This is a genomic window from Shewanella sp. LC6 (genome assembly GCF_006385735.2).
GTDB lineage: Bacteria > Pseudomonadota > Gammaproteobacteria > Enterobacterales > Shewanellaceae > Shewanella > Shewanella xiamenensis.
Genome location: NZ_CP043902.1, coordinates 1,274,276 through 1,287,308, shown reverse-complemented (window position 1 = coordinate 1,287,308; position 13,033 = coordinate 1,274,276). Strand labels below are relative to the sequence as shown.

At 42.2% G+C, this 13,033-nt stretch carries 8 protein-coding genes and 5 pseudogenes; 6 read left to right on the top strand and 7 right to left on the bottom strand.

The window, feature by feature from the left end:
- Window positions 1-81 precede the first annotated feature (81 nt).
- A pseudogene (locus FJD32_RS05735) lies at window positions 82-2,148 on the bottom strand (TonB-dependent receptor); the annotation flags it as partial.
- 426 nt (window positions 2,149-2,574) lie between these two features.
- On the opposite strand from FJD32_RS05735, the gene FJD32_RS05730 reads away from it, so the two are divergent.
- Complete coding sequence (locus FJD32_RS05730; RefSeq protein WP_037421020.1) at window positions 2,575-3,591, top strand: LacI family DNA-binding transcriptional regulator; 1,017 nt, start codon at window positions 2,575-2,577, stop codon at window positions 3,589-3,591.
- Window positions 3,592-3,756: 165 nt separating this feature from the next.
- Here the strand turns inward: FJD32_RS05730 and FJD32_RS05725 are convergent, their stop codons facing one another.
- Window positions 3,757-5,046, bottom strand: coding sequence for an NAD(P)/FAD-dependent oxidoreductase (locus FJD32_RS05725; RefSeq protein WP_037421015.1), 1,290 nt, complete (start codon window positions 5,044-5,046; stop codon window positions 3,757-3,759).
- 192 nt (window positions 5,047-5,238) lie between these two features.
- Window positions 5,239-5,577: a nitrogen regulatory protein P-II gene (glnB, locus tag FJD32_RS05720; protein WP_011073353.1), complete on the bottom strand. Its 339-nt coding sequence runs from the start codon at window positions 5,575-5,577 to the stop codon at window positions 5,239-5,241.
- 244 nt (window positions 5,578-5,821) lie between these two features.
- Between glnB and FJD32_RS05715 the strand changes: the two genes are divergently transcribed.
- The 3 genes and pseudogenes from FJD32_RS05715 to FJD32_RS05705 all read left to right on the top strand — a co-directional run.
- Window positions 5,822-6,334: a GspH/FimT family pseudopilin gene (locus FJD32_RS05715; protein WP_055648541.1), complete on the top strand. Its 513-nt coding sequence runs from the start codon at window positions 5,822-5,824 to the stop codon at window positions 6,332-6,334.
- A 275-nt stretch (window positions 6,335-6,609) separates the two neighbouring features.
- A pseudogene (locus tag FJD32_RS05710) lies at window positions 6,610-6,714 on the top strand (prepilin-type N-terminal cleavage/methylation domain-containing protein); the annotation flags it as partial.
- 105 nt (window positions 6,715-6,819) lie between these two features.
- Window positions 6,820-7,806 (top strand): annotated as a pseudogene (locus tag FJD32_RS05705) (IS4-like element IS10A family transposase); the annotation flags it as partial.
- Window positions 7,807-7,826: 20 nt separating this feature from the next.
- Here the strand turns inward: FJD32_RS05705 and FJD32_RS05700 are convergent.
- A complete protein-coding gene (locus FJD32_RS05700) occupies window positions 7,827-9,440 on the bottom strand; it encodes an IS1634-like element ISShes12 family transposase (protein WP_011715680.1) in 1,614 nt (537 codons plus the stop codon).
- Window positions 9,441-9,542: 102 nt separating this feature from the next.
- On the opposite strand from FJD32_RS05700, the pseudogene FJD32_RS05695 reads away from it, so the two are divergent.
- A pseudogene (locus tag FJD32_RS05695) lies at window positions 9,543-9,755 on the top strand (IS4 family transposase); the annotation flags it as partial.
- A 17-nt stretch (window positions 9,756-9,772) separates the two neighbouring features.
- Window positions 9,773-10,168, top strand: a complete 396-nt coding sequence (locus tag FJD32_RS05690) for a GspH/FimT family protein (protein WP_240199992.1) — start codon at window positions 9,773-9,775, stop codon at window positions 10,166-10,168.
- A gap of 150 nt (window positions 10,169-10,318) precedes the next feature.
- Here the strand turns inward: FJD32_RS05690 and FJD32_RS05685 are convergent, their stop codons facing one another.
- The 3 genes and pseudogenes from FJD32_RS05685 to FJD32_RS05675 all read right to left on the bottom strand — a co-directional run.
- Window positions 10,319-10,627 carry a TapY2 family type IVa secretion system protein gene (locus FJD32_RS05685; RefSeq protein WP_037429632.1) on the bottom strand — a complete coding sequence of 103 codons (309 nt, stop codon included), beginning with the start codon at window positions 10,625-10,627 and terminating at the stop codon, window positions 10,319-10,321.
- On the bottom strand, window positions 10,624-11,016 hold the full coding sequence (locus FJD32_RS05680) for a type IV pilin protein (RefSeq protein WP_037429631.1): 393 nt from the start codon (window positions 11,014-11,016) through the stop codon (window positions 10,624-10,626). The genes FJD32_RS05685 and FJD32_RS05680 overlap by 4 nt, the downstream gene beginning before the upstream one ends.
- A gap of 6 nt (window positions 11,017-11,022) precedes the next feature.
- Window positions 11,023-13,011 (bottom strand): annotated as a pseudogene (locus FJD32_RS05675) (PilC/PilY family type IV pilus protein); the annotation flags it as partial.
- Window positions 13,012-13,033 lie beyond the last annotated feature (22 nt).

Below are 13,033 nucleotides of genomic sequence, written 5' to 3'. Positions count from 1 at the left end.
CGAAACCATTTGATCATGCAACAAGATGCGCTTCCACCCTAATTTGATGATTTATTTGTAAATCATCAGGGGATTCTTCAGCACTAAGTTTGGATCTTCAATACCAATTTGTTGATTTAATTTTTCACGGGTTGAAATAAATGAACTAACATCTTTAATAAAGTAAGTTGCTGCAAATAAACCTTCGCCGCTGAAATACCACTCTAAGCTTAAATCTGCTTGAGAGGCTTTAAATGGCAACAGATTCACACTCCCAGTTACTTTCTTTTCGTTACCTGGAGTACCGTCGTTAAAACCAGGTAATTTAGAAGTCGCAAAAAGATCTGCGTAGTTAGGGCGAGACATAACCTGTGCTGCTGATGCTCTTAAAATTAAATCGCTTGCTAAATCAAATGCAATGTTTACGCTTGGTAAAACATCATTATAGCTTGCCTTATCTGTACTTAAATCATCTGCATAAGTACCTTTTGTGCTGAATGCGTAATAATCCGATTCAACATCGGTAGAGATATATCTTAAACCGAAATTCCCCCGTACACCTTCACCAGCAAATGTGGCCATAGTGTATAGAGCTAAGTTTTTCTCTTGAAGCGTACCGTAACCAGATTTGTCTAAAGTAAAGCCATCAATGGCGGCGTAAGCATCTCTGATCATATTGTCAAAGATAGGCTTAGGTAAGGTAAAACCTGCACCTGATGATATAGTTCCTGAGTAATATTCAGAGGCGTCTTTTGCAGTAATATTTGATGATTGCGCAGCTTCAGTCGTTTGAGTTACGTCATGATCCGCATAGCTAATACCTGATTTAATTGAGGTAATAACACCAAACTCAACTGGAACTGTGATATCAAAGGTCGCAAATGACTCTTCATCAGTATTAGGTTGTTTTTTCAATGCCCAACCCGCAGTTTCCAACTTGCCATTAAAATCACTGGCATCGAAAGCATTATTAGCGATGTCAATTTTGATAACATCACCAGTTGCATCGTAAATACCCGCAAAATCTGCCGCTTTACCAATTGACTGACCATAGTTGGATGTCAAATCGGTACCACCCTCAGCTTTAGTCTTACCGATACGGCCTTCTAACTTATAGGCATCAGCTTGATATGCAAAATCGAGGTCCACTGTATCAGAGGACATGCTTGCCTTACGAGCCCAAGTTTGTGCCCATGCAAAACCACCTTTATCGGTATGCTCAACTAAAGTACAAACACCTGCGGCATTTTTCTTAAGACACTTGTTTTCACCCTGTTGGGTCGGGAATAAGAAAATTGACGTATTGGCATTGTTTGCATCAAGCTGCAAACTCATAACATTTAGACCGAACTCAAGGCTATCAGTTGGTCTGTATTGGAAAGCAGCATTAACAGCTGTGCGTTCACGGTCTTGTTGGAAAGTTGTTGGAACAATTTCCCCCCAACCAAGTAACGACTCAATACCATTACGTTGGTATTCAGTTTTATCTAACGAGCCAGCCACTAAAAAGCCAAATTTTTCGTCTTCAGTTTTCCAGCTATATAAACCTGAGGTCTGCGGATCTGTCGCTTCAGAAACAGTACCGTAATCACCTTTTGCACTTAAAAATACAGAATTAGCTTCTAAATCAAGCGGCTTACGAGTCTTAACTAACACTGTGCCGCCAATACCGCCCTCTGCAACATCAGCCTGAGAAGATTTCTTGACCTCTATACCACCAACTAATTCGGGAGGAAGTAAGCTGTAATTAAAACTGCGATCAATGGCTTGTTGATCAAACCATCCTGTTGAGGCGACAGAATGCCCATTTAATAATGTGCTAGTAAGTTGGCTAGAAGCACCTCGAATAGAAACTTGTTGACCTTGGCCAAACTGACGGTTTACCGCAACACCAGGAATACGGCCTAAAGACTCCCCCACGTCACCGTCAGGAAATTTACCAATATCTTCAGCGGTCACAGCATCAACAACAGCGTCAGAAAAACGTTTGTCGTTAACAGAAGCTTTCATTGAAGCTCTCATACCACGCACTTCAATTTTTTCAATATTTTCAGGAGCGGCAGCAGTTGCAGCCGCTTCTGCAGCGACAGCACTGATTGAAACCGCGCTGCCGAGGAGGATAGCAATGTTTGTAGCTAGTACACTTTTCTTAAAGGATGATGGTCGCATCTCGTTTCCCTTCCATAACTTTATTATCGTTTTAGTATTCATAACCATTCCGATGGAATGACAACGCTGTCATGTCTAGAGCAAACATTACACAATAATTAACAGCCTTGCCACAACAAAATAACTCTGGACGAAAAAAAAAGTCATAACACTGACTTTGGCAGGATAGAATCTGAATATATTTAAGCAAAAATAATCACTTAAATAATTTGATGTAAAATTACAACTTATAACGGAGTGTTAACAGTTGAAAAATGCCGCAGTTTGTAACAAATGAGCATTGCTATACGGCATAAATGCTCGCACTATAAGCAACATAATAAAAAGTTAACTGACAACGCTGTCGGCTTGTAAATTACGCTTAAAGGATTGAGGTTCATCAATCTGCTAGCCCTTCGCAAATTCGAATAAAGAGTTTTTAGATCAATGAAAGTCACTATCAACGACGTCGCTAAATATGCTGGAGTGTCAATCAAGACAGTTTCCCGCGTAACCAATAATGAGCCATCGGTGAAACAAGCCACGATTGATAAAGTGAACGAGGCCATTAAAGCATTAAATTATCAGCCCAATCTTGCCGCAAGAAATCTGGCAGGGACAAAATCCTATGCTATTGGTTTTATTTATGATAATCCTAACGCGTATTACATTATTGATATGCAAAATGGGATTTTATCGGCATGTAAAGATAAAGGCTACGAGCTTGTTATCCACCCTTGTAATGCTAAATCTGACACAATTTGTGATGAGCTGACTCAGCTTGTTAAACATTCGAGGCTCGCAGGTTTAGTGTTAACACCGCCACTTTCAGAAGATCCAAAAGTACTGAAATCTCTCAACGAGATCGATGCAAATTATGTCCGCATTATTGCAGGGGAAGGAGTTAAAGAGCCAGATGGGCTCACCATTTTAGTGAATGACAAGTCGGGGGCGGTTGAAATAACCCAGCATTTGATTGATTTGGGCCATAAAAATATCGCTTTTATAAGTGGTGATTTGCACCACGAATCCACGAAAGAACGATTACTTGGCTATAAACAAGCATTAACAAAAAACCATCTAATTCTGAATGAGGATTACATAATTGAAGGGAAATACTCATTTGAATCGGGGGTCGAAGGCGCAAATATCCTGATTAAACTTAAAAATCGTCCTACTGCGATTGTTGCTTGTAACGACGAAATTGCAGCAGGAGCACTTTTTGCCGCACGTTTAGCAGGGCTTGATATTCCTGGTGACTTGTCGATTGTAGGATTCGAAGATAGCCCATTTTCACGCCAAACTTGGCCGAAGCTTACCACAGTTCATCAACCCAATTCTGAAATTGCCCAAGTTGCGACAGAACTGTTAATCGATAAACGTCGTGAGCTAGATGCTAAATTTGCAAAAACATTTACCCCAGAGCCGGTTATCCGCGATTCTTCTGCCTCACCTAAACACTAGGATATATTGACGTTTTAGACTTATATTAGTAGTGCGTGATACAAAAGTGGCGCATTGTCGTCGTAGTACGTAAACGGATTCTCTAGTAGCAGTAATATCAAATCCAATATCGAAAAATGCCATACTAAAAACACGAGAGATCATAGCTCACTCGTGTTTATACCGTTAGTGTAATTTCAGCTTTGGTCTTTGCCACTTGAGCAGCTTTTGTGCGATGCGATAAATAATCGCAGAGAACCAACCATATAGGCTCGCTAAATGCCTCTGATATAAAGAGATGTACATCAGCCTTGCGATATGGCCTTCAACGAAGAAAGTACCAGAGCGCAGATTCCCCATTAAATTACCCACGGCCGAAAAGCGGCTTAATGAAACTAAGGAACCATAATCTTTATAGACAAAAGCCTTTTCAGCCTTATTTTGTAGCCGGTTCACAATATTCTCATATAGCGTATCTGCCATCTGAGCAGCGGCTTGAGCGCGTGGCGGAACAGGTTGACCAGACTCCAGAATTAATAGCGCGCAATCCCCAATGGCATAAATATCTTGATGGCCTTTCACCCGCATACAAGCATCAACTTCGACTTGGTTTCGCGGCGTAATAGGCAGTTTAGAAAAATTTCGGAAGGCTTTTGGACCTTTAACGCCAGCCGCCCAAACCTTTAGGCCCGCCTCAATCACATCACCATCTTGAGTGATGAAGCCGTCACGCGTCACTTCCTTTACCTGCACCCCGATGTGTAAACGAATACCGATTTTATCAAGTACAGCTTGGGCTCTAGCACTTACACGCTCTGGCAGTTGAGGAAGAATTTTGGGAGAGGCTTCAATAAGATGCACATCAAGATGATGTTTTGAGATATTAAGGTAACCATATTCTTTAACTGATTCAATCACATGATGAAGTTCAGCGGCTAACTCAACGCCTGTTGCGCCTGCACCAACAATGCCTATACTGACTTTCTCTTGTGTTTCATTGAGTTGTAACAAGGCATCCAAGAGCTTTTGATGAAATAAGTTAGCGTTATCTAAACTATCGAGAAAAATACAATGTTGCTCCGCTCCTAGGGTATTAAAGCTATTGGATACTCCACCTAAGGCCAGAACTAAATAATCATATTCAATCTGACGAGGTTCAAGCAATAATTCTCCTGAATCACTATATACAGCAGCAAGCTGAATAGTCTTTGCATCTGGTTCACACTGCTCAATTTCACCACGAATATAACGATATCCATTTTTAAGGCCATGATCTCTGTAAAGTAATCCCTCAATCGACTGATCGATAACCCCCACAGCAACTTCGTGTAATTTTGGCTTCCAGATATGAATAGGGCTTTTATCAATTAAGCAGACATCGACGACATCACCACCGCCCAACTTACGGCCTAATTTTGAGGCCAGCGCTAAACCTGCAGCTCCACCGCCCACAATAACGATTCGTTTCGTAGCCAAAATAACAACCTCACAAGCTCATTTAAGTGGCTAAGTTATACCATGGAACAGATAAGAGATAACTACTTTAGTCTAACTAAGCAGACCATTTTACATTAAAGATATTTCAGAAATCGAACGACTTAATGAGCTACGTGATAAAATTTAGGCAACAAAAAAGGGCCCTCAGGCCCTAATTTTAAAAGAATAGATTTAAACCGCTTCTTCGTTTTCTTCCCCAGTTCGAATCCGGATAACCCGCTCAACATCTGTCACAAATATTTTGCCATCACCAATCTTACCAGTACGTGCAGTTTCAACAATCACATCTATAGCTTGATCAACGAGATCATCTTGGATCACAAGCTCAATTTTTACTTTTGGCAAAAAATCAACCATATACTCAGCACCACGATAAAGCTCCGTATGTCCTTTCTGACGACCGAAACCTTTGACTTCGAGCACAGTCATTCCCGTGATCCCAATCTCAGCAAGTGACTCGCGCACATCATCTAATTTAAAAGGCTTAATAATGGCTTCAACTTTCTTCATCAAACATTCCTCAGCACTTGCTTACAGATAATCAAACAGAATAACACTAGCTTACACGTGGTTAAGGCATTATTGAAGCATTGGCATCGCTTTACTCATAAAACACAGTTTCTATAAAACGGTTCTTAGCACATAAAAATCTAAAAATTACATCGCAGATCCTAGCCTGACAGTTATACTTGGAGTTAGCTGTTGATGTTTAAACCCCTGCTGGACGCGGGACACTTATGACAAAGGAACTGTTATGAAAACCCATCAAAATGGTTTTAGCCTGATAGAACTATTCACCACTTTATCCATATCAACACTTCTCCTTACGATTGGGGCTCCATCGTATACTGACATAACTGACCATTTTAGAGCAGATTCGAATATAAAAACTGTTCAACAAACATTCGCATTTGCACGTAACACCGCAATAAACTACGGATATAGGGTAACTGCTTGTCCTCTCGTTAATGGACACTGCACTGATAACTGGCAGCAAGGTATCTCAGTTTTTACTGACTCAGGTGCAGCTGAAACACTTGATTTAAATGATAAAGTGATAATGACTATTGATGAGTTCGATAGCAAAGATTTTATAAAGTACAACCGTAGCTCTGTAAGATTTCAGCCAGATGGGCTTGCATCAGGCAGTAACGGAACCTTTAAATATTGCCCACGAACAATAGATAACAAAAATTCTAAAGCAATAGTGGTCAATCAAGCGGGACGAGTTCGCTTATCTACCGCAAAAAATATTGACTGTAAATAAATGCATATTGATAAATATGCTAGTACACGACCCATTGAATGCAGCTAAGTTGTTAATGCACTGCCACAGTATTGAGATGCAGAGCATCAGCTTTCTCTATACTGAATATAAATTACTCGTACATAACTAAAACCATTTAAACCTTGTGTATTGGCTGTGCTAATTATAAACGACACTGTAAAACAACTTATTGGTTATATTGAATATCTTAGATAGTTACTGATCTTGTAGGCTCTCTCGCATATACTTAACCGAGTTAACGCGAGGATTATTCAATGTTTACTCTCTCAAAAGGTTTTACTTTAGTTGAACTAATGGTCACCATCGCAATTGCGGCTTTACTTCTTTCTATTGGCGTCCCCTCTTTTACAGCAATGTACTGAAGAATCCCCTGATGATTTACAAATAAATCATCAAATTAGAGTGGAAGCGCATCTTGTTGCATGATCAAATGGTTTCGCTAAAAACTACACTTGGACAACAAGATGCGCGAAGCCAATATCCTACAACATTCTTTACACCAATACTGCCCAGAACTTCACCTAAAACGATTAAACAGCTTGATGCTGGCCTCTAAGGCACTGATTGAATGTAAGACACTGACCTTGACTGAGTTAGGTCGAAATTTACCAACCACGGCCCGAACCAAGCACAACATCAAGCGCATTGATCGTTTGCTCGGCAACACGCATCTGCATCAAGAACGGTTAGCTGTCTACCAATGGCATGCCAGCCTCATCTGTTCTGGTAACCCTATGCCGATTGTGCTCGTCGATTGGTCAGACATCCGAGAGCATAAACGCATCATGGCTCTGCGCGCCTCAATAGCCTTCAATGGCCGCTCTATTACCCTGTATGAGAAGTCCTATCCCCTATCAGAACAATGCTCTAAGGCCTCCCACAACGGTTTTTTAGCGGACTTAGCCAAGATTTTACCTTTGCATGTTACCCCTCTCATCGTGACTGACGCGGGGTTCAAAGTGCCTTGGTACAAAGAGGTTGAGGCGCATGGTTGGTTTTGGCTAAGCCGTATTCGCGGTACAGTTCAATTTGCAGATATTGGCGCTGAAAATTGGCGTGCAGTTCGCAGTACACATGACTTGGCCAACGGTCAAGCGAAGAGCCTGGGTTGTAAGACCTTGACCAAAACTAACCCTATCAATTGCCATCTCACGCTTTATCGTAGCAAACCTAAGGGGCGTACAAATCAGCGTTCAACGAGGACTAATTGCCACCATCCATCGGCAAAAACGTACTCAACATCGGCGAAAGAGCCTTGGGTGTTAGCCAGCAATTTACCACCAGAATCTCGGAGCCCAAAGCAGCTGGTAAACCTGTACGCCAAACGTATGCAAATAGAGGAAACCTTTCGTGACCTCAAAAGCCCGGCATACGGCTTTGGCTTACGCCAAAGTCGTACCAACAGTCCAGAGCGATTCGACATCATCCTACTGATAGCGTTGATGGTTCAATCCGACTTTCCGCACCTGATTTAGGAATAAATTTGCCGATACCGTTCGCCTAACACGTCGAGAATGATCTGCTGGTCCACTGTGAGTCCTGTGACTTGAGGTGGCGCCTCTCCCAACTGGTACTCGTGCACCCCGCCAAAGCGTAAAAAAATCCACCGCGCAGTCGGTTTTTGCGTGGGTTTCTTTTTCATGTCCGCCACACTCCGGTTCTGCTCTACTAAGCCCTGCCGGATCCGGTGCTCCAGCGCCGCATAAATCATCAGGCTACAGGTCATCACCATCAGCAACGCTTCGATACGTTCCGGTTTTTTAAGATATAACGAGGAGGTTAAAAATTCGGGACTTTTCAGAAACCTAAAACCACGCTCGACATTCTGCTGGGCTTTATAGGTAGCCAACAGCTCAGCCATGGTGAGCGTTTCACTGTGATCATTGGTCGCGAGGATGAACACCCCTGTCTGGTTGCGCGCCTCAGCCACCCGCGCCAAGCTACTTGCGGCTAACCCCTTGATGTGAAATTGGTAGTTCACCGGCATTTCACCCTTTTGGGGCCTTCCGCGCCCTGCATAGATAGGTTCACTCACGACTTCTGCTTCTAGTTGCAGCAGATTTAAGCTGACAGCAAAACGGGCTAATTCAGCCTGCGCATCGGTCTCGCAGGCAAAACGCTGGGCACATAATTTGTTGAAGGCTTTCAGTTCACGCGTGCTGTCTTTCAGTAGGTTTTTGGCTAATGTTTGCTGCTCACGGTGGCTGGCCTGTTCGCTGCGCACCAGCAACCAACGCTGCGCGACGTCGGCATAATTGGCGCTTTGCCAACAGCCATGATAGCCATTGCCCAGCGCAACCAGCGACTGGGTGCCAATGGTTGCCACGGCTCGCTTGGCTTCATTGAGGGTGACAGGCACACGAGTCACGAACAACTGTTGCTGTTGTGCCAGTAGTTGCAAGGTGTCGGCGCAATACAGCGCCGCATCGCCGACCAGATAACGACTCTCCTGCGCGGCCTTGAGACTGCTCAAGTGGCGCCGTACCGTCTGGGCAAAGGCCTTGGTATCATTAATATTACCACTCAAGGCTTGCATGTAGATGGGCAGGCCGGCCTGATTTTCACAGATAAGCTCCAGGATAACCTGGTTTAGCTCTGGCCGATGGTCGCGGCTATAGCCCCGTACCAATTGCAACTTACCGAGCTGCTCGCCATCGGCTTGGTCATAGGCGCCATCGACGTGGAAGCTGGTGATATCGAGGTGTACTGCAGTACTTTTGAGCCCCAATCGTTCAACGACCTGCTCCGCCATCACCTGATAAAGCGTGCTGACATCGGCCTCAAAGAGGGCATCAAGGCAGCGGCCGAGCACATCATCATTGAGGTCATCGGCACAGATCCCCGGGCCAATCAGGCGTTCTACAGGCTTGTTGGCAAAGAATTGCGGGAACATGTGCAAGGTCGAACTATGAAAGCCAAGACCGTTCAGTATCATCGCCACCAACGCTTCACCATGTGAGACTTTGTAGGGCGGCGTTTTGGGTAGCACCGCATCAATCATGCGAGCAATGCCGAGTTCTTGGCAAAGTGCAGCGACCAAACCAAGGTGGTCGAGGTTACGGATAGAGATAGCGGGAGCGGCCATGATGAATTACCTGCAAAAGAGAGTAATAGATCAGAATGACCGATCGCCGTCAAGTTTTTTAAATCGAAAATTAGGTGCGGAATGACGGTTCAATGCCTGTTGTGGCTAGTTGGTTTACACGCACAGCAACAGGGCTGGGATAAGCATTTTCAGGCCAATACCATTGGGCATCGAACGGTACTCTCAACGATTCGCTTGGGATTGGAGGTGCTCAGGCGGCCTGATTATCAAATCACGGAGAAAGAATTGCTGGCGGCCTGGGTATTATTCGCCAATCAGTTGCTCAAATATGGCTATGCTATGGCTGATTTATGAGGGGATCCTTCAGAGCAATGTATGAAGCGACTCGTAGCGCAAATGAAATACAAAAAATTAATGACCTTTTTGCCTTTGCGCGAAATCAAGCGGTGAATTACGGTTCTACAGTCACAGTATGCCCCTATGCAGCCTCCCCCTGTGGTAATGACTGGAGTAAGGGGTTTAGTGTGTATATTGAAAAAAATGGTTCAAAAAAAGTCCTAAAGGTAATAGATGGATTTAACTCTAAAGATACGATTTCACTAACTGGCCCGACAGATAAAACCGTGAACTTTACTTCTGATGGCCTAGTATCTACTGAAACATCTATTATATATTGCCCAAGTGGAGAAAGTGATGGTTCTAAAAGCATAAAAATTAGTACATCAGGATTAATTAAAGAGGGAAGTGATAACCAAAGTTGCTTATAACTGACTGAGCATCCACTTACAAATTATCACTATATTAAATTTCAAAAATGCCAAATCAAATGAAACGATTTGGCATTTTTAATACTGAGTTTAAAAACATCGTTTTGGCGCTAAGTTTTTATTAAGCTTAAAATGAATCACTAAAAGTGTTTATCTAGGTGTCAACTTATCCAATTCTTGAGCCTTAAGGCTGTTGAAAGAAGCATTAAGTTCAACGCATTCTTCAACTGCATTGATGTATGACTTTTTACCATCATTTGAGTGATGACGAAGAGTGCCTACAAGGCTAGCCATTCGTAACGGCATTTCACTCATCTTCCAACGATAAAAAGCAATTTCAGCATTATTATTAAACGTTACATAACATTTGAAATCCTGTTCGACTTGAGGATTTCCAGTAACAGCCCAAACTTTGCTCGATATCAACACCAAAATCGTGGAGAGAATGACTCGTTTCATTTCCAACACTCCGCACTTGGACCTTTAGCCCCTGTATCTGTTAAGGTCAAAGGAGCACAGGAAGAATCACGACTTGCCTGTATCCCTTGAGCGACTGCTTTTAGCGTAAATGATGTTGTACCACTTGATGTCACAGAATAATTACCATGTTCAGTAATATAGGGATCTGCGCCTATCAGCTTAGTTAAATCAGTAGCATACTTACGATTATCTAAGTAATACTGTTCTTGTAAATTAGCTAATCTCATCAACGCCGACAATCCTTCAGCTCTCGTACTTTGCGCAACGTATCGAGTATAAGAAGGATATGCAATTGCCGATAAAATGCCAATAATGACAACAACAATCATCACTTCAATTAATGTAAATCCTTTATCTTTAATCTTCATATTTACTTATTCATTTATATGGTAATAAATTTTATTGGTATTTAAACCACCACCCAATCCAATGGTTCCTTTGCATTCGCCATTCTCACACTCCCCTTTTCCTACACCAATAATATACGCTTCAGCTTTTTCTCCATCTTTAGGCTTAGGAATAACTATTTGGGGGGTATCAGGTACCCGCTCACCTACCTCGTAATAAACTTGGCTATAAGAACGAGTCCCCTTATGCAAATCGAACACGTACAACCTACCTTGCCCTGAAAAACCACACACACCTGAATCCAAATCAACTGATTGATTAGTTGGCGGTACAAAAGAGGTAAAATAGACTTTACCATTAAAAATTAGTGATGCTGATAAACTCTTTTCTCCAATAGCTGTAAAGCTGTACTGCCAGCCTTTCATTTTTCCAAATGCAATATCACCATCTTTATCACTAGGAGCTGAATTGGTGACATCATAAAGATCCATAGAAGTCAATGTTACAGGCTTTGTAGTAAAATTTTGCGTTACAACGTTACGGTCTTGGAATACATAAAATTTATCTTTAATACTTAAGCCTAGTGGGTTATCACGATTACCCGAACCAATCGTCACAGCATCATAAGGAATTTTTTGATAACTTAAAGTTGCGCCATCTGAATGCACATTATTAAATTCAGTCTGAGCAACCACTGGACCCGCAAAAAACATACGATTATCCGGTGCAGGCCCGGCAATGGATGCGAACTTAAATACTGTCCACTTATCCTTGTCTGTGCCAAATAAATCCATACGCCAAACATTGCCTGAAATATCACTAGAGTATATGCGGTCAGTATTACCATCATTATCGCTATCGAGTATAGCAACTTTAGCAACAACACTCCCCATACCTGTATCGGTAAATTTTGTGATAAGCGTGCCATCCTTTGCATTTACGATATAAACCGCTTGTCCAGAACCTTGAGCCGATGCCATACCTCCACCAAAAATTAATACAGGATCACTAATTCCTTTTAAAAATGTAACAACAGGCTCTGACCAAGTTTGGCCCAAATCTTCAAAGCCAGTTGAATCAGAATTAATCATCCATTTAAATGTTGGTGAATCTGGTTTTGAAATATCTAAAGCATAATAAGATGTACCACCACTACGCATACCTAAGTAAAGCCAAGCATCTTTTACTTTGCCCGTACTATCTGTTTTTGTGTAAGCCACTGGGGATAAATCCATCCCATAAACAGAATGCACACCCGTTGCAGGATTATTTCTTAGTTTAGGAATATTGCCCCAAAGCTCATTAGGGATAAATGCCCAGGATTCAGAAACTGAACCCACAGAATAATCTGCACTACCCAAATCGGAGTCCTTAAACATATGCACTAAACCTTGGTTAGTACTAAGAATAATCCTCACATCCATAGTGGTAGCAGATCCAAAATTAATTGCTAAAGGTTTAGAGTGCAGAGGATCGCCCATCATATCCTCCCTAGGATCTGAAGTGCTATCGTCATTATCATCATCATCGACATCCACACCATACAACCAATCCAAATCAGTTTGTGAATAGCTAGAAACGAAGGAAGACGTTGCCAAATTCACTAGATTGGTACCGCTATTAGTATAAATTTTGCGATTTTTAAGCTGGCTTCTTAATGTCGGTAATACCCCACCAGACAGCACCTTATTTCCATCGTTTACACCGGAACAAGCATTCCAATAGGTACATGTATCAATAGAAATGTTACCATTTGTATCAATAGCATTAGCGCTACCGCCAGGACCGACAATCTCCCCTGCTGAGTTCACCTTTAGCTTTTTAAGGTTACCACTCCAACGCGGACCATTTCCAGGCAGAAACATAGCATAATATGCGGCATTATAGGTTTGAGTTTTATCAAAATTATTACTGGCAATACTTGGAGATGTAAACGTAGAGTCAATCGTTAAAATTGATTTTAACGCATCGTCCAAAGCCGTTACTAAATCAAGACCATTTTTTGCGACATAGTACTGAAGAATCCCCTGATGATTT